Here is a 22,229-nt window from a genome sequence, read left to right as displayed (position 1 = left end):
GAAGAAGAGAAAAAAGCAGAAGAACAGAAGAAGGTAGAAGAGAAGAAAGTAGAAGAAGAGAAAAAAGCAGAAGAACAGAAGAAGGTAGAAGAGAAGAAGGAAGTAGAAGAACAGAAACAAGTAGAGACAGCTAAAAAGCCTGAGCAAGGAACTCATGAAAAGGCTACTGATCATAATGAGTAATCATCAGAACAAACGGACTCCTGTTATGGAAAAAATGATGTAAATGAGTGTGAGGGAGTATTTGACCTCGCACTCATTCCGTTTCTTAAAATATAAACAAATAAATTCAGAAAAAACAAAATAATATTGAGAAATAAAAATAATTGAAAATACTAATAAATATTAGTTGTATTTATAGAGTGTTGTTCGTTATAATGAACTTAAGGTTTTTAAAAGAGAACGAACATTAGCTAAGCTAATATAGTTTTCTTTATGGTCCTTATTGAAAAATAAGGGGTAAAAATATAAAAAACAGCTAGGGGGAATTGATTGTGAGTCTGAAAAAGAAATTAGGTATGGGAGTTGCATCAGCAGCACTGGGGTTATCTTTAATTGGTGGAGGAACGTTTGCATACTTTAGCGATAAAGAAGTATCAAATAATACATTTGCAGCTGGGACGTTAGATCTTACATTAGACCCTAAAACGCTTGTAAATATTGATAATTTAAAACCAGGGGATTCTATTAAGAAAGAATTCTTATTAAAGAACAGTGGTTCGTTAACAATTAAAGATGTTAAATTAGCAACAAAGTACACTGTGAAAGATGCAAAAAATGATAATAATGGTGAAGACTTTGGTAAGCACGTTAAAGTGAAATTCCTTTGGAACTGGGATAAACAAAGTGAGTCTGTATACGAAACAACTTTAGCAGATTTACAAAATGTGGATCCAGATGTTTTAGCTAAAGATATCTTTGCTCCTGAATGGGCTGAGAATGGTGGTTTATTACCAGAAACAGAAGACTATTTATGGGTACAGTTTGAATTCGTAGATAATGGACAAGAGCAAAATATTTTCCAAGGTGATTCATTGAATTTAGAATGGACATTCAATGCTAACCAAGAAGAAGGCACTGAAAGATAATAAAAAAGCGGGATTCCCCGCTTTTTTTTGTAAAAAAAAGAAGTGCTTACAACCAGCACTTCTTTCTATTTATTATTTTTGATCTTGCTTCCATTTTGTAAATTCAAGAAACTCACGAAATTGTTCTTTGGAGACGCCGGAGCTCATTGCATCTTTAACGAGTTGTGTCCATTCGGAGTCTAAGTGATTTTCCTTTGCTGTTTCATCATGAAGTAAAGTATCAACTGGAATTTGTAGAACTGCTGCGATTTTTTCAAGAAACTGAATGGAAGGGTTTTTTTGTAAATTTCGTTCTATAGAACTAATGTAAGATTTAGCAACACCGGCTTTTTCGGCAAGTTCAGTTAATGAAATACCTTTTTGTAAGCGCAGGCGTTTTATACGTTCTCCAATCATATTTGCGCACCTTTCTATCAATATGTCGTCGTCTTATGATGTCATTATTATAACATAAACTTCGTTAAAAAGAACAAACCTATTGAGCCTGACTGGATGGCTTCATACGTTGGAAAAAATGTTCGATATCTTGCAGGGCGATACCAGCGTCTAGAGCTTCAAGTATTAAATCAATCCATTCTTGGTCCAGTGCGTCAGTCTTATCTTTGTACAAATGTAATTCCTCCCTAATTATCGGTCATAACTGCTGCTACAGAATATATGATAATGCAATTGCATTTTGTGTTTTATATAGTGAATTATCAAATATTTTGTAGATAAAACAAAGATAAAATCCCCATTAAATTCCCTCTATGGCGATTATAAAGTTTCTGACAAATATTTTCAATATTTTCAGAAAACATTGTTGAATTGTGATATATTCGTATGCTAACTATGGAATTTTTACAAATATATTAAAAACATTACATAATATGACTAAATATTGAAAAAATATTGAATTTTTAATAAAATTCAATTTGTAATACATATTTTTTATTAGGGGAGGAAATAAGGGATGAACAAGAAACCATTCAAAGTTTTGTCATCAATCGCTTTGACAGCTGTATTAGGTCTTTCATTCGGAGCGGGTGGCCAGTCTGCATATGCTGAAACACCTGTGAATAAGACAGCTACGAGCCCAGTTGATGATCATTTAATTCCAGAAGAACGTTTAGCAAATGCGCTAAAAAACCGTGGGGTAATTGATTCGAAAGCTTCAGAGACAGAAACAAAGAAAGCTGTCGAAAAATATGTAGAGAACAAGAAGGGTGAAAATCCTGGGAAAGAAGTATCAAATGGGGACCCACTTACGAAAGAAGCATCTGACTTTTTAAAGAAAGTGAAAGATGCGAAAGCAGATACGAAAGAAAAGTTAGACAAACCAGCAACAGGAACACCTGCAGCGACAGGCCCAGTTAAGGGTGGTCTAAATGGTAAAGTACCAACTTCTCCAGCAAAGGGAAAAGAATATAACGGTGAAGTTCGTAAAGATAAAGTACTCGTTTTACTTGTAGAGTACGCTGACTTTAAACATAACAATATTGATAAAGAACCTGGTTATATGTATACTGACGATTTTAACAAAGAACATTATGAAAAAATGTTATTCGGTAATGAGCCATTCGCATTAGAGGATGGCAGCAAAATCGAAACGTTTAAACAATATTACGAAGAGCAATCTGGCGGTAGTTATACAGTAGACGGAACAGTTACAAAATGGTTAACAGTTCCTGGTAAAGCTGCTGATTACGGTGCAGATGCTGCTACAGGTCATGATAATAAAGGACCAAAAGGACCACGTGATCTAGTAAAAGATGCATTAAAAGCTGCTGTAGATAGCGGTATTGATTTATCAGAGTTTGACCAATTCGACCAATACGATGTAAATGGCGATGGAAATCAAAAACAACCGGACGGTTTAATCGATCACTTAATGATTATTCATGCGGGTGTTGGACAAGAAGCTGGCGGCGGTAAATTAGGTGACGATGCAATTTGGTCACATCGCTGGACAGTTGGACCAAAACCATTCCCAATTGAAGGCACACAAGCGAAAGTTCCATATTGGGGCGGAAAGATTGCAGCATTCGATTACACAATTGAACCAGAAGATGGCGCAGTTGGTGTATTCGCGCATGAATATGGTCATGATTTAGGTCTTCCAGATGAGTATGATACAGACTATACTGGCGACGGTGAACCAATTCAAGCTTGGTCTGTTATGAGTGGCGGAAGCTGGGCTGGTAATATTGCAGGAACAACGCCAACAAGTTTCTCACCACAAAATAAAGAGTTTTTCCAAAAAACAATTGGTGGTAATTGGGCAAATATCGTAGAAGTAGATTACGAGAAATTAAATAAAGGTATCGGTCTAGCAACATATTTAGACCAAAGTGTTACGAAATCTAACCGTCCAGGTATGATTCGTGTTAACTTACCAGATAAAGATATAAAAACAATTGCTCCAGCCTTTGGTAAACAGTATTACTACAGCACAAAAGGTGACAATCTTCATACAAAAATGGAGACGCCACTATTCGATTTGACAAATGCAACGACTGCGAAATTTGATTTCAAGTCATTGTATGAAATTGAAGCAGAGTATGATTTCCTTGAAGTACATGCTGTAACAGAAGATGGCCAAAAAACATTAATTGAAAAACTTGGCGAGAAAGCAAATAGTGGAAATGCACATTCAACAAATGGAAAATGGATTGACAAATCATACGATTTAAGCCAATTCAAAGGTAAGAAAGTAAAATTAACATTTGAGTACATTACAGATGGTGGTTTAGCATTAAACGGTTTCCTACTTGATAATGCATCACTAAATGTAGACGGTAAAGTAGTATTCTCTGATGATGCAGAAGGTACACCGCAGTTCAAATTAGATGGATTCGCTGTATCTAATGGAACAGAGAAGAAAAAACACAACTATTATGTAGAGTGGAGAAACTATGCTGGTTCAGATAACGCATTGAAATATGCTCGTGGTCCAGAATACAACACAGGTATGGTTGTATGGTATGCAGACTCAGCTTATACAGATAACTGGGTTGGTTTACATCCAGGACATGGTTTCCTTGGCGTAGTTGATTCTCATCCAGAAGCAATTGTTGGAAATTTAAATGGTAAACCAACAGTGGCAAGTAGTACACGATTCCAAATCGCTGATGCGGCGTTCTCATTCGATAAAACGCCAGCTTGGAAAGTTGTATCTCCAACGCGCGGAACGTATACGTATAATGGCTTAGCAGGCGTACCAAAGTTTGATGATTCAAAAACGTATATTAATAAACAGATTCCAGATGCAGGACGTATTTTACCGAATCTTGGCCTGAAGTTTGAAGTAGTAGGACAAGCTGATGATAATTCTGCAGGTGCTGTTCGTTTATATCGTTAATACAGTAAAACTACCGAAAGATTTTCTTTCGGTAGTTTTTTTGTGAGCAATGAATTTTATATACAAGAAAAAATTATATATAATGTAACTTTACGAATAGAAATTTATTATATATGAAGTCTATATAAATAATGAAAGAATTGGATAAAAATAGTGGGAGAAGGTGAATGAATGAGTGTTTCTTCTATTGTAAATAAACAAAAGGCATATTTTTATAATGGCCATACGAGAAGTATAGAAGTGAGAAAGAATAATTTGAAGAAGCTTTATGAAGGCATTCAGCGCTTTGAAGAAGAAATATTTCAGGCATTGAAATTAGATTTAAATAAGTCAGTTCATGAGTCGTTTACAACGGAAGTTGGATATGTATTAAAAGAAATTTCTTTTCAATTGAAGCATATTTCATCGTGGAGTAAACCGAAGCGAGTTCGAACAGCACTCACCCATTTTGGATCAAAGGGGAAAGTCGTGCCTGAACCGTACGGTGTGACACTTATTATTGCACCGTGGAACTATCCATTTCAATTAGCAATTGCACCTCTTGTAGGAGCGTTGGCAGCTGGAAATACAATCGTTTTAAAGCCGTCAGAGCTAACGCCAAATGTTTCCAAAGTGCTTACGAGAATGTTAGAGGAATTATTCCAAGAAGAGCTTGTAGCGGTAGTAGAAGGCGGTGTAGAAGAGAGTACGGAATTGTTAAAGGAACCGTTTGATTATATGTTCTTTACAGGTAGTGTCGGCGTTGGGAAAGTTGTGATGGAAGCAGCTGCGAAACGGTTGACCCCACTCACGTTAGAACTTGGCGGAAAAAGCCCATGTATTGTACATAAAGATGCAAAAATAGATGTAACAGCAAGAAGAATTGTGTGGGGGAAATTTTTAAATGCAGGGCAGACGTGTGTAGCGCCTGATTATATGTATGTGCATACTTCGGTGAAAGAACAGTTAATCGAGGCATTACGATACGAAATTGCGGAGCAGTATGGAAAAAATCCACTGAACAACGACAATTATGTACGAATTGTGACTGAACGTCATTTTGAACGTTTATGTACATTTTTGAAAGATGGTAAAACGGTAATCGGCGGGAACTATAAAAAAGAAACGTTACATATAGAACCAACAGTGTTAACGAATGTTACATGGCAAAGTACTGTTATGGAAGATGAAATTTTTGGTCCGATTTTACCAATTATAGAATACGACAACATAGAAGAGGTAATTGGCACAATTCAGCAACATCCGAAGCCATTAGCGTTATATGTATTTTCTGAAGATAAAAAAGTACAAAAGAAAGTGACGAGTAATATTTCATATGGCGGAGGCTGTATTAATGATGTTGTCTATCATCTTGCAACGCCATATTTACCTTTTGGAGGCGTCGGAAGTAGTGGATTAGGTAGTTATCATGGGGAAGAAAGTTTTCGGACTTTTTCACATTATAAAAGCATTTTAGCCCAATCTACGGCATTCGATATGAAAATTCGTTACTCTTCTACAAAAAGTGCTTTAAAATTCATACGAAAGTTGTTAAAATGATGATGGTGTTTATCAGTAGGCGTAGCCGTATGATAATAGCCCCTTCGCAATGGAAGGGGTTTTTCTGTTCGACACATGTATCGTGCGAAAATGAATCAAACATACTACATAAAGAATAGAAGAGAACGCTGCTAAACAATCATTTTTGTTTGGATCGAAACAAAAAATAGTCTATAGAACATAAATATTTATTCATGAATATAAAAATTTAAATTTAAGGTAGATAGGACGGGAAAATGAAAAAGATTATTAAAGTTGAAGCAGTAGAAAAACATTTTGGAAATCAAGTGATTATCCCACCTCTTTCTTTAGACATTAAAGAAGGGGAATTTTTAACGATTTTAGGGCCGAGTGGTTGCGGGAAAACAACGTTACTTCGTATGATCGCAGGTTTTGAAACGCCAACTAAAGGGAATCTTTTATTAGATGATGAAAAGATTAACGATTTGCCGCCATATAAGCGTCATATGAACTTAGTGTTCCAACATTATGCGCTATTCCCACATATGAATGTGGAGAAAAATATTTGTTTCGGTATGAAAATGCAGAAAGTACCGGCAGCAGAGCAGAAAGAGCGTGCTGAAGAGGCAATGCGTTTAACGCAGTTACTTGAGTTCCGTAATCGTAAACCTGCAAAGCTTTCTGGTGGACAGCAGCAGCGTGTAGCAATTGCGAGAGCGATTGTAAATAATCCGCGTGTATTATTACTAGATGAGCCACTTGGGGCGTTAGACTTTAAGTTAAGAAAAGATTTGCAACGTGAATTGAAAAACTTACAACGTAATTTAGGAATTACGTTCATATACGTAACGCACGATCAAGAAGAAGCGATGAGTATGAGTGATCGTATTGTCGTTATGAATAAAGGACATATTGAACAAATTGGAACGCCGAAAGAAATTTACAATAAGCCGAAAACAATGTTCGTTGCGACATTTATCGGTGAAAATAATATTGTGAAAAACGGGGAAGGCTATGTAGCAATTCGCCCTGAAAACGTAAAGGTACGTTCGGTTGAAGAACCGATTTTAAAAGAATACCATCTTGGACATATTGAAGACGTTGAGTTTGTTGGAAATATGGAAAAGCTGTATGTACGTGACGAGAAAACATCAGAATTACTAATGGCATATCAAACTGCTGAAGAAGCAGCGCAGTGGAGCATTGGAGATAATGTATACGTAGGCTGGGAGCAAGAGGACGAGGTGACCTTAAATTGAAAAAAGGGAAATTACTCGCACTACCTACAGTTGCGTGGCTGTTAATCTTCTTCCTAATTCCCCTTCTGTTTGTATTGGCATTTGCCTTTATGCAACGCGGAGCATACGGAACAGTGGAAATGCAATTTACGTTAGAGAATATAGCTCGTGTGTTTGATCCACTATACATGGGAACGTTATGGGAAACTGTTAAGATTGCAGTTATTACAACAGTAATCTGTTTAGTAATTGGTTATCCATTTGCTTATACAATTACAATTGTTGATCGTAAATACCGTTCCATTCTTTTATTATTGGCAACGATCCCGTTTTGGATTAACTTCCTTGTTCGTTCATACGCATGGATTGTTATTTTACGTTCACAAGGTCTTGTAAACACATTGCTATTGAAACTAGGTATTATTAGTGAACCTTTAAATTTACTATATAATACACCTTCTGTAATACTCGGAATGGTCTATTCTTTATTACCATTTATGATTTTACCGGTGTATGCAGCGATTGAGCAGCTTGATAAGCGTAAGCTAGAAGCAGCTTATGATTTAGGAGCAACACCAGCAAAGGCATTTTGGAATGTAACAGTACCAATGACAATGTCAGGAATTGCTACTGGTTCTATTTTAGTGTTTGTTTCTTCTATCGGAATGTTTGTTGTATCAGACGTTATGGGTGGATCGAAAGTAGCATTAATCGGAAACGTAATTCAAAATCAATTCTTAGGAGCGCGTGACTGGCCGTTTGGATCTGCGTTATCTATGATTGTTGTTCTATTCTCTGTTCTGTTAATTTACTTATATTATCGTGCAACGAAAGTATATAAATATGATGGGAACGGAGGGGAATAAGCAAAGATGAAGAAGTTTTTAGTTTCTTATTCTTGGTTAATTTTATTGTTCTTGTATTTTCCAATGATGGTTTTAATGGTATATTCCTTCAATGATTCTCGCATTAATGCGGAATGGGAAGGTTTTACATTCCATTGGTATACAGATTTATTTCAAAAGCAAGATGTTATTGATGCGTTTGTAAATAGTATGACGATTGCAATCGTAACGACGATTGTAACGACAGTTCTTGGTGTGATTTTCGCGATTGCATTACATCGTTATAAATATCGTTATGAAGGGGCTATTAACGGTCTTGTGTATTTACCAATTTTAATTCCAGATATTTTAATGGGATTATCTTTACTTATCTTATTTAGTCAATTAGGTATGGAGCTTGGCAAAACAACAATTATTATTGCGCACATTACATTTAGTATTTCATTTGTTGTCGTTATTTTAGCAGCACGTCTTTCTGGTATGGGACGTGATTTAGAAGAGGCTGCGAATGATTTAGGAGCAACGCCATGGCAAACGTTTCGTTATGTAACGTTCCCAGCAATTGCGCCAGGAGTTATTTCAGCCGCATTATTAACATTTACATTATCAATTGATGATTTTGTGATTAGTTTCTTCGTATCAGGACCAGGATCAACAACATTGCCATTATATATTTACAGTATGGTTAAGCGCGGAGTATCACCAGAAATTAATGCACTTTCTACAATTTTAATTGTGGCTATCGTAGGATTAATGGTTCTATCTGAAATCTTCCGTAACAAAGGTGCAGATGGTGAGGAAAACTCTGGAGGACACCTTCCTTTATAATACGAACGATATAGAAAGTACGAGGGGGTAATAAATCGATGAAATTAATGAAAAGATTAGCCGGCGCAGCAATTAGCTTTAGCCTTGTTGCTGGTGTACTTGCTGGTTGTGGTGAAAAGAAAGAAGAGTTAAACATTTATAGCTGGGCTGACAATTTTGATGAGCAAGTGCTAAAAGATTTTGAAAAGAAATATAACGTGAAAATTAACTATGATAAGTATGCAAGTAATGAAGAAATGCTTGCGAAATTACAAGCAGGTGGCGCAAAGTATGATTTAATTCAGCCGTCTGATTACATGGTTAAAACAATGGCGAAAATGGATTTATTAGCGCCGTTAGACAAAAAGAATATCCCGAATATCGAAAATATGATTTCTAACTTCAAAACACCGGCGTTTGATCCAGAGAATAAATATTCTTTAGTATATACTTGGGGCGTAACAGGGATTGCATACAATAAAAAGTATGTGAAAGAAGCTCCTACAAGCTGGGCTGACCTATGGAATGAGAAATATAAAGGGCATGTAACTTTATTAAATGATTCTCGTGAAGTATTAGGTATGGGTCTTAAGAAGCATGGATTCTCAAACAGCACGAAAGATGATGCACAGTTAAAGACAGCAGCAGATGATTTAAAGAAGCTGCTTCCAAACTTATTAGCATTTGATACAGATAATATTAAACAAAAATTCATTACAGAAGATGCTTGGATCGGAACAGTTTGGTCTGGAGATGCAGCATTTATCGCAAAAGATAATAAAGATGTAGAGTACGTTGTACCAAAAGAAGGTGGCACAATTTGGGCTGATACGTTAGCAATTCCAAAAGGTGCAAAAAACAAAGAGCTTGCAGAGAAGTTTATGAACTACTTACTAGATGAAAAAGTAAGTGTGAAAAACTACGAATCAATTGGATACAGTAATCCTAATGAAAAAGCTCATCCTCTTCATAGTAAAGAATATCGTGAAAACCACATGATCTTCTTAACGAAAGAAGAATTAGATCGTACAGAATGGCTTGTTGATGTAGACGATAAGCTAAAAGACTATGATCGTTACTGGACAGAGTTAAAAACAAAAGGTAAATAAGTAAGGAAATGCGGTTTCTAAAATAGAAATCGCATTTTTTCATAGTAGGAGGAAATCGCTTGAAAAAGAAGTTGCATCAATATGAGGTAGTATGTATCGTTTTATTACTTGCTGTATTTGGCATTGTTGCTTGGCGCGTACATGCGGGTGGCGTTACAGTGATGGATACATATGTCCGAGCATTAGCAAAAGGATTACAAACAGAAGACTCACTTACATTTTTCTCACACTATACAAAATTAGGCTCTGCCATTGGGATTGTAACTACGCTCGTTATAAGTTTACTTGTTTTTTGGAGAAAACGTTATTATGCTGCGATGATCGTGTATCCAATGGGAATTTTAATAACACATCTTGTGAATAAAGGGATAAAAGAAATTGTGAAAAGAGAACGTCCGTCGTTAAATGAAGCATTGGATGCACTTGGGTATAGTTTCCCTAGTGGACATGCAATGTTATCTATTATGACATTCGGGTTTCTGGCTTATATCATTGCGGCAAATTTGAAGAGTGTAACAGGGAAATATGTTATAACGATTTTGATGGGAATAGTCATTGTATCGATTGGGTTAAGCAGAGTTATTTTAAATGTACATTATCCAACTGATATTTTAGCTGGTTATTGCGTAGGTGGTATTTTGTTAATTATAGCGATTTATTGTCATCGTTTACTTACCGAGAGATTGGGGCTTAATAAAGAGAGATAAAAAAACGTCTAGAAAAACTATCATTATAGTGTTTCTAGACGTTTTTTGTTTGTATGAAGATATGATACAGTATAAATGACAATTGAATTATTTAAAGTAGGTGAAAATGTGTGAAGACAAATGTACATAAAGTAGATAAGTGGGGGAAGTTAGGAGCTTTTTTGTATCAGTTTCGTTATACAGTAATTGTAGCATTACTATTGCTTGCGATTGCACTTGGTATTTTTGCTCCAAAGCTACCAGGGGTATTAGGTGGTGACGGTTTCCAAACAGAAGGGGACTATCAAAAAACGAAAGAAATTTTAGATAAAGATTTTAAGAGGTCTCAAGATACGTTGTTACTCGTTTTTGAAAAAAATAAAGGTGTTTCACATGAAGAATTTCAAAAGCAAGTAGAGGGAATTGTAAAAAATGTACAAGAGAAAGAGACGTATGAATCTTTCCATCACCCAGTGCAAAATAAAGAAATGTTACAAGACGATATCGGCTATGCGACAATTTTATTTTCTGGGAAAACAAATAAGGAACGAATGGAAAAGACGTTGCAATTTGCTGATAAAATCGAAAAGGAAAGTAATGTAGCGTTAAAAGTAACGCCTACAGGGTTTCCAAAAATTAATCAAGAGATTAATGAAAGAACGCAAACTGATTTAAAAGTAGCAGAGATGATTGGGTTACCGATTGCATTCCTCGTATTACTATTTTCATTTGGTAGCCTTTTAGCATCTATTTTACCAATTGTAAATGGGGCACTTAGTGTTATTAGTACGATGGGCATATTATACTTTATAGGTGTCGATAAGGAACTATCTATCTTTGTGTTAAATGTTGCACCGATGATTGGACTTGCTTTATCTATTGATTTCGCACTATTATTTGTAAATCGTTTTCGAGAGGAAGTTGCAAAGCGAACGGTAAAAGAAGCGATAGCAATTACATATCAGACAGCAGGGCGTGCAATCGTATTTTCAGGATTATGTGTATTTGTTGGATTATCCGGTTTGTTTTTCTTTAAGATCGATTATATTCAGTCTGTCGCAATTAGCGGAATGATTGTTGTGATTATGAGTATTTTATTTTCACTCACACTTCTTCCAGCGCTATTATCATTAATTGGGAAACGAATATTAAAAAAGAATCAAGTAGCACATACACCGGCAAAGGCGTGGCGTAAATTTGCACAATTTGTAATGAAACATCCAATTGCGATGATTATTGTCGTTACAACATTTATTGTTATTTGCTTATTACCATTACGGACAGCTAATTTGCAGTTCCCTGACGTGGAAGCTCTACCTAAACAAAGCGATACAAGAATTGCATATGAGAAGTATGAAGAAGCATTTAATAAAACGGCAAAAACACATGCTGATGTTACGTTAGTGGTAGAGACGAAAAAAGATATGAAAGAAAAAGAAAGTTTACAAAAGGTTGAAGAAGTCGTTCAAAAGTTAAAAGATGATAAGAAAGTGCATGAAGTAAGAAGTTTATATGATGGGTTAACAGGTATGAAAGCAGATCAAGTTGCTGGAATGTTAGAGTCACCAGAAGCAGCGAAACTAGCTCCTGTATTTGAAGCATATACGAAAGGGAATAAGACGACGATAGAAGTCTTTCTAAAAACAAAACCACGTACTGAAACTGCTAAACAATGGGTTCGTGATTTTAAACAAAATTATAAAGAAACAGATGTTACGTATTATTTAGGTGGGATGACGACGTTCCAACAAGAGTTAGAAGATGAAATTAAAGATAAAGTTGCAATTGGTATGTCTGTTATATTTGGATCGACCTTTGTTATATTATTATTTGCATTCCGATCTATACTCATTCCGATTAAGGCAATTATTATGAATATACTTAGTTTAAGTGCAACAATCGGAATTGTTGTTTGGTTATTTGAAGGTGGGCATTTTGGTTTAGAAGCGAGTCCGGTTCTATTTGTCTTACCAATCTTCATTTTCGGTCTCGTATTTGGGCTTAGCATGGATTATGAAGTCTTTCTTATTTCACGTATTCATGAATTGTATGAAGAAACAGGAGATAACGATCAAGCAACGTTAGAAGGACTTGTGTCAACAAGTAGGATCATTACATCAGCTGCGTTAATTATGATTGTTGTAACTGGTGCGTTCGCCTTTACTGATATTCTACCAGTAAGGCAAATGGGGCTTGGCGTTGCATTAGCGATATTCCTTGATGCAACAATTATTCGTCTTATGCTCGTACCAAGTTTAATGAAATTGTTTGGAGACTGGAACTGGTGGTTGCCATTTCGAAAGAAAAGAGAGAAATCATCGTAAAAAATACTCATCTATAAGATGAGTATTTTTTTATGAATAGCAAGGCCTACATTTTGCAAATAGTATGTGATAAGAAGATTACATATAAGTAGGTGAAGGCAATGTTTCGTTATTTTAAGTTTAAGCTAAATGATACAGTACAGTTTGCAGAAAACGATGGGCATATGTATCGCATTGTCGGTTATCGGTTAGAAAAAGGATTTTATCCAAAAGATGAATGGACTCATATTATTTATGAATTACTGAGAGATTTTGATGGATATACGATGGATGCGGAAGAGGAGGAACTTGTAAAGGTCATTCAAGTAGAGGATGAGTATTACAAAATACAAGAAGTATCGGGCTATCGTTATCCAGTAAAAATGAAGCAAAAACAACAAGTGATGAAAGTAGAAAAGATAGATGATTTATTAGATACGTATAATGATTATAAAAGATTGGCGGATTTCTTTAAAGATTTATCGTATGAGCAAAAAGCCGAAGAAGTATTGCAAGAAATGAAAAGACGTAGAGCATGAGGGGGCAGTCTATTATAAGACTGTCCTCTATTTTTGACGGTGCATCAAAGTGTATTTTCCGTTACAATGAGAGAATCAATAGAAATAAGGTGATACAGTATGGAAACGAAGAAAAAGGGCGAATGGTGCGAAATTACTGTTCCAGGGAAATGGAATGGCATAAGTATTGATTCGTTATTAAAAATAGAATGGGAAATACCGAAAAAGTTGTTACATCAGCTTCGTATGGAGAAAGGTGTTACCGTTAACGGAGAACAAAGAAGATGGAATGAGCTTTTAAAAGAAGGCGATAAGTTGCAAGTGCATATGTTTGTGGAGGAAGAATACGATGTAGAGCCTGAATATGGTGAATTACATGTAGTATATGAAGACGATCACGTACTCATCGTAAATAAGCCTGAGAAGATGGATACACATCCTGCTGAAAAAGGTGGGATGGGAACACTTGCAAACCTTGTTGCCTTTCATTTTCAAATGCAAGGTTTAGAGACGAAGGTTCGTCATATTCATCGGTTAGATAAAGATACGACAGGTGGTGTCGTGTTTGCTAAACATAGAATTGCTGGTGCAATTATGGATCGTTTATTAATGGAGCGAAAAATTAAAAGAACATATGCGGCGCTTGTGGAAGGAAAAGTAAAAGGTAAGCAAGGAACCATTGACGCAGCGATTGGAAGAGATCGTCATCATGCGACGAGAAGACGTGTTTCTCCAAAGGGAGACCAAGCAATCACATATTATAAAGTAGAGAAGTATTTTAAAAACCAAAATGTTACGCTCGTAACGTTACAATTAGAAACAGGTAGAACACATCAAATTCGTGTTCATATGAGTTATCATGGTAATCCGTTAGTTGGAGATGTATTGTATGGTGGACAAACGCAATATATGTCCGGGCAAGCATTACATGCGATGAAGATAAACTTCTTACATCCCATTACGAAAGAAGAGATCGAAGTGGATGTACCATTTCCTGCAAAATTAAATAATACAATGAAAGAATTTCAAAGAATGAATGCGTAAAGTATAAGTTTAAATTTGAGAAAAGTAGATTTTTGCAGGAATTTCTCTAAAAGAAGCGAAGCCGTTAAGAGAAAAGAGAGGTGAGAATCGCTTGGTCAAATGTAAATATATACTCGGAATATTTTTCGCTTGTCTTGTATTTACTCTATGCCTCTATCCATATTTACCAAACCTTATGGCAGTACATTGGAATGAAAATGGTGCACCGAACGAGTTTATGAGTAAACAAGTTGTTATAGCATTTATTCCTTGTCTTATTATTTTTTTACATGGATTCGTGTATATTATTTCACATAATATATATAAGTTTAATGAGGGCGAGCATGTCATTACAAATGGATTTATAAAAACAATTACTTTATTTATGTTGTTTATCCATATGCTCATTCTCTTTATTAATTTTGGAAGTATGATATCCTTTCAGACAGGACTAACGATTGGAATTAGTATGTTTCTTTTTATGCTTAGTAAAGGGTTTAAAACAGTTAAGAGTACGGAAAAAGACCCAATTAAATTACAAAAAATTCGTTTAGTGAGTAGGCGGATTTTCCAAGTGATGGCATGTAGTATATTGTTTTCACTGTTTTTGGACTTGAAGTGGGGGTTTTACGTGTTACTTAGTGTAATAAGCTGTGGCTCTATTTTGTTTATGTTCTACATAATGTACTCATACATAATAGAAAGTTATGAAACGTAAAAAAGAGTCTTCTCATTATGAGAAGACTCTTTTAATCTATTTACTTCGTAATAAATTGTTGTGTCCAGTAGTTGCCGCTTTCTACATAGCCAACACCGATGTGAGTGAAGCCGTTATTTAAGATGTTTGCACGGTGTCCAGCACTGTTCATCCAAGCTTGTACTACTTCTTCAGGTGTACGTTGGCCTTGAGCGATGTTTTCACCTGCAGATTTATAAGAAATACCAAATTTCTTCATCATGTCAAACGGAGATCCGTAAGTAGGGCTATTATGATCAAAGTAGTTATTTTTTTGCATATCTTCAGATTTAATACGTGCTACTTTGCTTAATTCATTATCGATTTGTAATGCTGGTAAGCCTTGTTTTGTACGCTCAGCGTTTGTTAATTCAACAACACGTTGTTCGAACTCGCTTAAAGATTTTGCTTCTTCAGCAGGCTTTTGCTCAGCAGGTTTTTGTTCAGCTGGTTTTTGAGCTTCTGGTTTTTGAACTTGCTCAGCAGGTTTTTGCTCAGCAGGCTTTTGCTCAACAGGTTTTTGTTCAGTAGGCTTTGGAGCTACTGGTTTAGCTGTTGGTTGTTCAGTTACAACATTTCCATTAGGTTGTTGACCAGGAATATAGCAGTTTGGTTGGAAGTTTCCTTGTTGCCATTGTGCGAATGACTCAACTCCCATAGATTGTAAGAATGCTTGTAATTCTTGTTGGCTCATTTGCTTCATCATCACTTTAGAATGCTGAATATTTTGAACCTTTATGTTAGATGGTTGTACTGTTGCAGCTTGTGCATCTAAAGAAGATACTCCTAAAGTAAGTGCTGTTGCAGCAGCTACAGATAATAGAACACGTTTTTTCATAATGTTTGCCCCCATATTGTCTATGTTTTTATTTATTTTTTGCCAGCCGTCTAACTGACAAATTCATCGTAGCATAGATTTTGCGAGAAAAAAGATGGAAAAAAATTCATAGACTTAAAATTTACCTAATTTATCCTAAGAGGGGAAATGGGGGAGAATCAGAGAAACATAGAGTATAAAAGGAATTTTCAGCATTTGTATACTTGGTCTTAAAAGTTTTTTTTGGTTAAATCTACCTAAAGAAAAAAAGAAGAATGCTTTTGTAGCAACGGTTAGAGCGTTTTTTTTAGGAATTAACTGGATGATAATTTACAAAACTGTAATATTCCTGTCGTTCTTTTTTATAATAAAGTAACATATTTTTAATGTTGTAGAAGACAAAAAAGCGGCTATCTCTTTACGTAGACGAAGGAGATAGCCGTTTTCTTATTATTACGTATGTTACGAGTTATTACGAGTTGGTTTCAATTGCTTCTAATAATAAATCTACAATGTGAATGCCTCTCATTTTATGAGAAAGACCTTCTCGCTCAATGCCCAATTTCATTTGTAATAAACAACCTGGATTTGCAGTAACAATAGTTGCTGCTTCTGTTTCATGCACGCGATCCATTTTATAATCTAGAAATTCCATGGATAACTCTGAATGAACAATATTGTAAATACCAGCAGAACCACAGCAGCGATCCGCATCCTTCATTTCACGGTATGTTGCGCCTTGAATTGCTTCTAGTAACATACGAGGTTCTGAAGATGTTCGCATAACATTGCGTAAATGACAAGAGTCTTGATACGTAATAATTTGCGGTGTGAGTCGTAAGTCATTCCGTTTATGGAAATCCAGTTCTACTAGAATAGCAGTAATATCTTTAATTTTAGAAACAAACTGCTTCGCACGTTCAGCCCACTGTGGATCGTCTTTTAAAAGATAATCGTAGTCTACGAGGTAAGCTCCGCAACCACCAGCATTCGTAATGATATAGTCGATGTTTAAATCTTCGAAGGCTTTTATATTACGTTTCGCTAATTCTTTTGCTCCACTTTTCTCACCAGCATGTCCATGTAATGCCCCGCAGCAACTTTGTGTTTTCGGAATAACGATATCGCAACCAGCTAACTGAAGAAGTTTCATCGTTGCATTATTTGTTTCTAAAAACATCGTATCCATTAAACAGCCCGTGAAGAATGCAACTTGTTTCTTTTTTGTACTTTCAGCAGGTAAAAATGCAGGACGATCTTTCATTTCTTTCATTTTTGGAACTTTTGGTAAAACGAGATCCATCGTTGCAAGTGTTTCAGGGAATAACTTCATAATTCCTGTTTTATGTGTTAGCGTTTGTAAACCGGAACGTTGGTAAAATCCGATTAACCCTGTTAATGTTCTCATTCGATTTTGATGCGGGAATAGTCCTTCAAAAACGACTTTACGAACAGCTTTCACTGGCACCGAGAATTTTTTGTTTTGATTTATAATATCACGAGCTTCTTCTAACAAATGTCCATAATTCACACCCGATGGACAAACAGGTTCACAAGCGCGGCAGCCGAGGCAAACATTTAATGTGTTTTCAACATCTTCATCTGGCTCAATTAAACCGTCAACGACTGCTTTCATTAATGCAATACGTCCTCGTGGTGAATGTGATTCTTTATATCCAGATTGAATATAAGTAGGACAAGTAGGTAAACAGAAACCGCATCGCATACAGTTTAGTAGTTCATCTTCACTTAATCTTTCTTTAAATTCTTTTTGAATGTTTTCTTTATTTAATGTTGTCATCGTTCAACCACCACTCTTTTGCGAGTGTCTTTCGCGAACATCTTGCCAGGATTCATAATGTTATTTGGATCGAAGGCTTGTTTAATTCCTTGCATGGCTGCAATACCTTCTTTACCTAATTTCATTTCTAAATAAGGAGCTTTCATCGCACCAACACCATGTTCACCAGTAATCGTGCCGCCAAGTTCAATTGCTTTCGCAAATATTTCAGCAAAAGCTTGTTCAGCTCGGTGCATTTCTTCTTCATTACGAGCATCTGTCATACAAGTTGGGTGTAGGTTGCCATCGCCAGCATGCCCAAACGTACAAATAGGAATATTATATTTTTTTGCAATGGCATTAATCGCTTCAACCATTGGAGCGATTTGTGAACGTGGTACCGTTGCATCTTCCAGTATTGTAGTAGGCTTTAATCTTGCAAGTGCTGATAGTGCACTACGGCGAGCTGTCCGAAGCGCATCTGCTTCTGCTTCATCTTTTGCAACGCGAACATCAACTGCATTCATAGAGCGGCAAACGTTAGCCATTTTTTCAATATCTCGATTGACAACTTCAGGCGGACCATCTTGCTCAATTAATAAAATTGCTTTTACGTCAGTTGGTAAACCGATTTGAGCAAACTCTTCTACTACTTCAATTGTCGGTTGGTCTAAAAACTCAAGTGTCGCTGGAATGATTTTATTTGCAATAATAGAAGAAACAGCACGAGCAGCTTCATTAATATCTTCATAGAGCGCAAGCATCGTTTTCTTCGTTTCAGGCATAGGAACAAGTTTTAAAATTGCTTCTGTTACGACACCAAGTGTTCCTTCAGAACCGATAAATAACCGAGTTAAATCGTAACCAGCTACATCTTTTGCTAATTTACCACCAGTGCGAATAATATCGCCATTCGGTAAGACAAGTTCAAGACCCATCACATAATCACGTGTTACGCCATATTTTAATCCGCGTAAGCCACCTGAGTTTTCATTAATGTTACCGCCAATTGTAGAAATTTTCATCGAGCTTGGATCTGGTGGATAAAATAAACCTTTTTCTTCTACTGCTTTAATAATATCAAGCGTAATCACACCAGCTTGTACTGTGATTGTTAAATTCTCTTCATCAATTTCTAAAATGTTATTCATATGACGGAAGATAAGGACGATACCGCCTTCAAGTGGACATGTTCCTGCGCAAAGGTTTGTTCCAGAGCCACGAACATATACAGGAATGTTGTGAGTGTTACATACTTTTAACACTTCTGCTACTTCATTTGTATTACGAGGAGCAATGACAGCATCAGGCATTGCTTGGAAGTTTGGAGTGGCATCATAACTATACGTTAAACGCCCCATATTGGATGTATCTACATTATCTTCGCCAACAATGGATACGAATGAATGAATAATTTGCTTTTCTAACATTGGAAATCCCCCTCAAACTGTTAACGTATTTAGTCATTATAAAAAACGTTGTCACAGTGCTTTCATTATAATGATAAAAAAGTTGGGGGATTCTTTCTATGTATAATCATCTGAAGATTACTCTATTTTATCGTTCTTTTTTGTATGATTATCTAATAAGAGGAGCGAGAAGTATAGAATATGTAAGTCTTTGAATTGTTTCGGATCAAGTCCTGTATGCTCCTCAACCTTTTTAAGTCTGTAATGCAATGTGTTAATGTGTATATGTAATTGTTCAGCTGTTTGTTTATAGGATTGGTTATAATCGATAAATAAGCGTAAAGTGTGCATAAGCTCAGGAGATGATAGTAAGTTTTCAATCGTGCGCCTTAGAAACTGATCCCGCGTTTCTGCAGAAATATCTTGTAAGCACATTTCTAAACGTAAATCTTCATTAAATACAATTTGTTTCGTTTCAAGTGATACGGAAAGAGCTTGCAATGCTTGTTCGTACGATAAGTTCATATTGCTTGGCGTAACGGACTGTCCAATCCCGATATATAAAGGAATAGAAAACGAATTTTCACAGTCTTGTTTTAATCGTGTTAAAAATTGATACGTTTGTTCTTTGGAGCTTGTGGCTGTAAATAAAATGAATCGATCATTTCCCCAGCGAACAAATAGATGCTCCTTTGTTAATAGATTGCGTACGTGTTGCCAAATTTTACGCTGAAGCATCGTGTCATTTTGATCGATAGAGAACAAAATAAGTTGTTTCTTCTTATATAAATCAATACCAAGTGTTTTTGCGCGATCGAGAAAGCTTGGAGACCAGTCTGTATTTTGAAGCCAATCAAAGACAAACGCTTCATAAGAACGGTGTTCAAGTTCTAGTTGTTCTAAAAAGTAGTTTTCATGAATGAGTAGTTCAGTCATTTTACGTAATATTTCTCCGTATTGTGAAATGTTTTCAGGTTCGCCTGTAATTCCAATGACACCAATTACTTCGTCATGAAATAGTAAGGGGAGGTTCATACCCGCCTTTACGCCTTGCAAACGTCGTTCATCTTCTTTTGTAATAATGACAGTTTTCTTTTGTTTTGCACATCGGAGTGCGCCTTCATGAAACTGACCGATTCTTTCTACATCTGTACTTGCGATAATAACGCCTTCTATATTAATGATAATAATATTTTCTTTAATTAGTCTGCGTACTTCTCGTACAATTTTATTCGCTAAATCAGGAAAAAGCATAATTTGCACACCTCAAATTCTATTTGTTGTACATTATATATGTAAATGAAGTAAGAAAGGAAAATTTCACACTTTCCACACATTTATTTGTTATTTTACAATTATAACGAAATCATCCGAAGATGGAGGGAATCTTTTGAGAAAGTATGTTTTTCTTCTCTGTTTTTTATTTCTATTAGTAGGGTGTCAAGGAAGTACATATACACCGATTGCTAAAGATAAAAGTGTTATGATAACAACGAATATAAAAGAAGGTAGTATCAGTTTTGTTGATAAACAAACTAAAAAGTTAATTACGACATGGGAACTTAATGAACCAATGGCAGGAGTTGCACTACTTCCAAACGGCGAGGATATACTTGTATATGGCAAGCAGTTAGAGTACATGTATGTATATTCACTAGCAGAGGGACGGCAAGTGGACAAGTATAAAACTGGAAAAGGCATTGTAAATGTGATTGTATCCGAAGATAAAAAGCAATTATTTGCTGCCGATCAAACTGCCCAAAAGGTAAGGTTCTTTACGATAAAAGGGAAAGAGACAGGGAGTGTGTCAACTGGAAAAGGACCGATAACGATGGTAGAGTACCATAACCAGTTATCTGTATTAAACTTTTATGATACGAAGCTAACGACAATTGATACAAAGAAAAAAGAAGTGATACAATCCTTTATGATTCCCCCAGCATCAACAGGAGCGACAATTAGCCCAGATGGGAAAGAAATATGGATTGGCGGACATGGTGATGGAAATCAAGTCAATGAAAAAGTATTAGTATATTCATTGCAGAGCGGAGAAATGGTACGTTCTTTACATGCTCCGTTTATGCCTGTGAATATAACGAAGGATAATAAGTATGTATATGCATTAAGTCACGGTTCGAATACGCTTAGACAGTTTGATGTTAGCACGTATAAAGAGGTAGCTTCTGCAGAAGTAGGGTCGAACCCATTTGCATTTTTGAAGAGCGGAGCAGAAGGATACGTAGCAAGCTATGATAGTGATGAAGTGTGTGTCATAGATATGAAGAATTTGAAAATAAAACAAACAATTAAAGTCGGAAAAGGGCCGTTTCAACTCATAGAGAGGGAAGGGAAGAACAATGAGTAAATATAGGGTGCTAGTTGTAGATGATGAAAGTGATATGAGGCAGCTCGTTGGAATGTATTTAGATAATTTCGGATACGAGTGGGGAGAAGCTGAAAATGGAAAAGAGGCGCTAAAAAAATTAGAGACGGATCATTATGATTTCGTTGTATTAGATATTATGATGCCAGAGATGGATGGACTTTCAGTTTGTAAAGAAATTAGAAAAACATCAGATGTACCAATTATATTTTTAACAGCAAAAGGTGAAGAGTGGAATAGGGTGAACGGCTTACGTATGGGAGCAGATGATTATATTGTAAAGCCATTTAGTCCTGGAGAACTAATTGCTCGTATGGAAGCTGTGCTAAGACGTTATACAAAGCAAGAGCAACAAGAGGAGATTCAGTTTGGACCAATCCTTATTAATGAAAAAAGTAGGAAGATTGAAGCTGATGGTGAGCCGATTTCTCTTACAGTAAAAGAGTTTGATTTACTCTATTTTCTTTGCCAACATACAGGACAAGTATTTAGCCGGGAACAATTGCTGGAAAAGGTATGGGGATATGATTATGCCGGAAGTACAAGAACAGTAGATACGCACGTGAAAACGATGCGTTTGAAGCTTGGAGAAAGTGGAAACTACATTCAAACGGTTTGGGGTGTAGGCTATAAATTTGAGGTGTAAC

Annotated in this window: 21 protein-coding genes; 15 read left to right on the top strand and 6 right to left on the bottom strand. The window is 36.0% G+C overall.

What is annotated here, in order from left to right:
• Positions 1-183: hypothetical protein (locus tag FOT98_RS07755; RefSeq protein WP_186292096.1), on the top strand; the 183-nt coding region annotated here is incomplete at its 5' end.
• Between the two features lie 311 nt (positions 184-494).
• Positions 495-1,088: a biofilm matrix protein CalY gene (calY, locus tag FOT98_RS07750; protein WP_063261872.1), complete on the top strand. Its 594-nt coding sequence runs from the start codon at positions 495-497 to the stop codon at positions 1,086-1,088.
• A 72-nt stretch (positions 1,089-1,160) separates the two neighbouring features.
• On the opposite strand, the gene FOT98_RS07745 is transcribed toward calY, so the two are convergent.
• Entirely contained in the window at positions 1,161-1,484 is a 324-nt protein-coding gene (locus FOT98_RS07745) for a helix-turn-helix domain-containing protein (RefSeq protein WP_060630023.1), read from the bottom strand.
• 79 nt (positions 1,485-1,563) lie between these two features.
• Complete coding sequence (locus FOT98_RS07740) at positions 1,564-1,698, bottom strand: anti-repressor SinI family protein (protein ID WP_000276217.1); 135 nt, start codon at positions 1,696-1,698, stop codon at positions 1,564-1,566.
• Positions 1,699-2,040: 342 nt separating this feature from the next.
• Between FOT98_RS07740 and inhA1 the strand changes: the two genes are divergently transcribed.
• The 11 genes from inhA1 to FOT98_RS07685 all read left to right on the top strand — a co-directional run bounded on the left by inhA1 (position 2,041) and on the right by FOT98_RS07685 (position 15,175).
• On the top strand, positions 2,041-4,428 hold the full coding sequence (gene inhA1 / locus FOT98_RS07735) for a M6 family metalloprotease immune inhibitor InhA1 (RefSeq protein WP_063261873.1): 2,388 nt from the start codon (positions 2,041-2,043) through the stop codon (positions 4,426-4,428).
• A gap of 171 nt (positions 4,429-4,599) precedes the next feature.
• On the top strand, positions 4,600-5,967 hold the full coding sequence (locus tag FOT98_RS07730) for an aldehyde dehydrogenase (protein WP_063261874.1): 1,368 nt from the start codon (positions 4,600-4,602) through the stop codon (positions 5,965-5,967).
• Positions 5,968-6,203: 236 nt separating this feature from the next.
• Complete coding sequence (gene potA, locus FOT98_RS07725) at positions 6,204-7,187, top strand: spermidine/putrescine ABC transporter ATP-binding protein PotA (RefSeq protein ID WP_000720323.1); 984 nt, start codon at positions 6,204-6,206, stop codon at positions 7,185-7,187.
• A complete protein-coding gene (gene potB / locus FOT98_RS07720; protein ID WP_000715495.1) occupies positions 7,184-8,032 on the top strand; it encodes a spermidine/putrescine ABC transporter permease PotB in 849 nt (282 codons plus the stop codon). The genes potA and potB overlap by 4 nt, the downstream gene beginning before the upstream one ends.
• A 6-nt stretch (positions 8,033-8,038) precedes the next feature.
• On the top strand, positions 8,039-8,839 hold the full coding sequence (gene potC, locus FOT98_RS07715) for a spermidine/putrescine ABC transporter permease PotC (protein ID WP_000714199.1): 801 nt from the start codon (positions 8,039-8,041) through the stop codon (positions 8,837-8,839).
• A 38-nt stretch (positions 8,840-8,877) separates the two neighbouring features.
• Positions 8,878-9,927: a spermidine/putrescine ABC transporter substrate-binding protein PotD gene (potD, locus tag FOT98_RS07710; RefSeq protein ID WP_063261875.1), complete on the top strand. Its 1,050-nt coding sequence runs from the start codon at positions 8,878-8,880 to the stop codon at positions 9,925-9,927.
• A gap of 59 nt (positions 9,928-9,986) precedes the next feature.
• Positions 9,987-10,634 carry a phosphatase PAP2 family protein gene (locus FOT98_RS07705; protein ID WP_063261876.1) on the top strand — a complete coding sequence of 216 codons (648 nt, stop codon included), beginning with the start codon at positions 9,987-9,989 and terminating at the stop codon, positions 10,632-10,634.
• A 110-nt stretch (positions 10,635-10,744) separates the two neighbouring features.
• Positions 10,745-12,937, top strand: a complete 2,193-nt coding sequence (locus FOT98_RS07700) for an MMPL family transporter (protein ID WP_063261877.1) — start codon at positions 10,745-10,747, stop codon at positions 12,935-12,937.
• A 101-nt stretch (positions 12,938-13,038) separates the two neighbouring features.
• Positions 13,039-13,455, top strand: coding sequence for a hypothetical protein (locus tag FOT98_RS07695; protein WP_000490295.1), 417 nt, complete (start codon positions 13,039-13,041; stop codon positions 13,453-13,455).
• Positions 13,456-13,554: 99 nt separating this feature from the next.
• Positions 13,555-14,478 (top strand): RluA family pseudouridine synthase, encoded by a 924-nt coding sequence (locus tag FOT98_RS07690; protein ID WP_063261878.1) that lies wholly within the window; start codon positions 13,555-13,557, stop codon positions 14,476-14,478.
• A 91-nt stretch (positions 14,479-14,569) separates the two neighbouring features.
• Positions 14,570-15,175, top strand: a complete 606-nt coding sequence (locus FOT98_RS07685; protein WP_063261879.1) for a DUF1648 domain-containing protein — start codon at positions 14,570-14,572, stop codon at positions 15,173-15,175.
• 40 nt (positions 15,176-15,215) lie between these two features.
• Here FOT98_RS07685 and FOT98_RS07680 read toward each other — a convergent pair whose 3' ends face one another.
• The 4 genes from FOT98_RS07680 to FOT98_RS07665 all read right to left on the bottom strand — a co-directional run bounded on the left by FOT98_RS07680 (position 15,216) and on the right by FOT98_RS07665 (position 20,453).
• Complete coding sequence (locus tag FOT98_RS07680; RefSeq protein WP_144290987.1) at positions 15,216-16,031, bottom strand: CAP domain-containing protein; 816 nt, start codon at positions 16,029-16,031, stop codon at positions 15,216-15,218.
• Positions 16,032-16,482: 451 nt separating this feature from the next.
• Entirely contained in the window at positions 16,483-17,811 is a 1,329-nt protein-coding gene (locus FOT98_RS07675; RefSeq protein ID WP_063261881.1) for a (Fe-S)-binding protein, read from the bottom strand.
• Complete coding sequence (gene glcD / locus FOT98_RS07670) at positions 17,808-19,220, bottom strand: glycolate oxidase subunit GlcD (protein WP_063261882.1); 1,413 nt, start codon at positions 19,218-19,220, stop codon at positions 17,808-17,810. The genes FOT98_RS07675 and glcD overlap by 4 nt, the downstream gene beginning before the upstream one ends.
• Positions 19,221-19,337: 117 nt before the next feature.
• Positions 19,338-20,453 (bottom strand): CdaR family transcriptional regulator, encoded by a 1,116-nt coding sequence (locus FOT98_RS07665; RefSeq protein ID WP_063261883.1) that lies wholly within the window; start codon positions 20,451-20,453, stop codon positions 19,338-19,340.
• Between the two features lie 136 nt (positions 20,454-20,589).
• Between FOT98_RS07665 and FOT98_RS07660 the strand changes: the two genes are divergently transcribed.
• A complete protein-coding gene (locus FOT98_RS07660; RefSeq protein ID WP_063261884.1) occupies positions 20,590-21,564 on the top strand; it encodes a YncE family protein in 975 nt (324 codons plus the stop codon).
• A complete protein-coding gene (locus FOT98_RS07655) occupies positions 21,557-22,228 on the top strand; it encodes a response regulator transcription factor (protein ID WP_000049878.1) in 672 nt (223 codons plus the stop codon). Before FOT98_RS07660 ends, FOT98_RS07655 begins: the two co-directional genes overlap by 8 nt.
• The last annotated feature ends 1 nt before the right edge of the window (position 22,229 follow it).

Origin of the sequence: Bacillus sp. HY001, from assembly GCF_007558965.1 — a bacterium.
Classification (GTDB): Bacteria; Bacillota; Bacilli; order Bacillales; family Bacillaceae_G; genus Bacillus_A; species Bacillus_A mobilis.
This window is presented reverse-complemented; position numbering and strand designations above follow the sequence as displayed.

What these genes read in the sequence shown, in the direction of transcription:
- FOT98_RS07730 (WP_063261874.1), top strand. Translation starts at nt 4,600, where the DNA reads ATGAGTGTTTCTTCTATTGTAAATAAACAAAAGGCATATTTTTATAAT.
- FOT98_RS07695 (WP_000490295.1), top strand. Translation starts at nt 13,039, where the DNA reads ATGTTTCGTTATTTTAAGTTTAAGCTAAATGATACAGTACAGTTTGCA.
- FOT98_RS07655 (WP_000049878.1), top strand. Translation starts at nt 21,557, where the DNA reads ATGAGTAAATATAGGGTGCTAGTTGTAGATGATGAAAGTGATATGAGG.
- FOT98_RS07680 (WP_144290987.1), bottom strand. Translation starts at nt 16,031, where the DNA reads ATGAAAAAACGTGTTCTATTATCTGTAGCTGCTGCAACAGCACTTACT.
- glcD (WP_063261882.1), bottom strand. Translation starts at nt 19,220, where the DNA reads ATGTTAGAAAAGCAAATTATTCATTCATTCGTATCCATTGTTGGCGAA.
- potD (WP_063261875.1), top strand. Translation starts at nt 8,878, where the DNA reads ATGAAATTAATGAAAAGATTAGCCGGCGCAGCAATTAGCTTTAGCCTT.
- FOT98_RS07745 (WP_060630023.1), bottom strand. Translation starts at nt 1,484, where the DNA reads ATGATTGGAGAACGTATAAAACGCCTGCGCTTACAAAAAGGTATTTCA.
- FOT98_RS07665 (WP_063261883.1), bottom strand. Translation starts at nt 20,453, where the DNA reads ATGCTTTTTCCTGATTTAGCGAATAAAATTGTACGAGAAGTACGCAGA.
- FOT98_RS07690 (WP_063261878.1), top strand. Translation starts at nt 13,555, where the DNA reads ATGGAAACGAAGAAAAAGGGCGAATGGTGCGAAATTACTGTTCCAGGG.
- FOT98_RS07675 (WP_063261881.1), bottom strand. Translation starts at nt 17,811, where the DNA reads ATGACAACATTAAATAAAGAAAACATTCAAAAAGAATTTAAAGAAAGA.
- inhA1 (WP_063261873.1), top strand. Translation starts at nt 2,041, where the DNA reads ATGAACAAGAAACCATTCAAAGTTTTGTCATCAATCGCTTTGACAGCT.
- potA (WP_000720323.1), top strand. Translation starts at nt 6,204, where the DNA reads ATGAAAAAGATTATTAAAGTTGAAGCAGTAGAAAAACATTTTGGAAAT.
- potC (WP_000714199.1), top strand. Translation starts at nt 8,039, where the DNA reads ATGAAGAAGTTTTTAGTTTCTTATTCTTGGTTAATTTTATTGTTCTTG.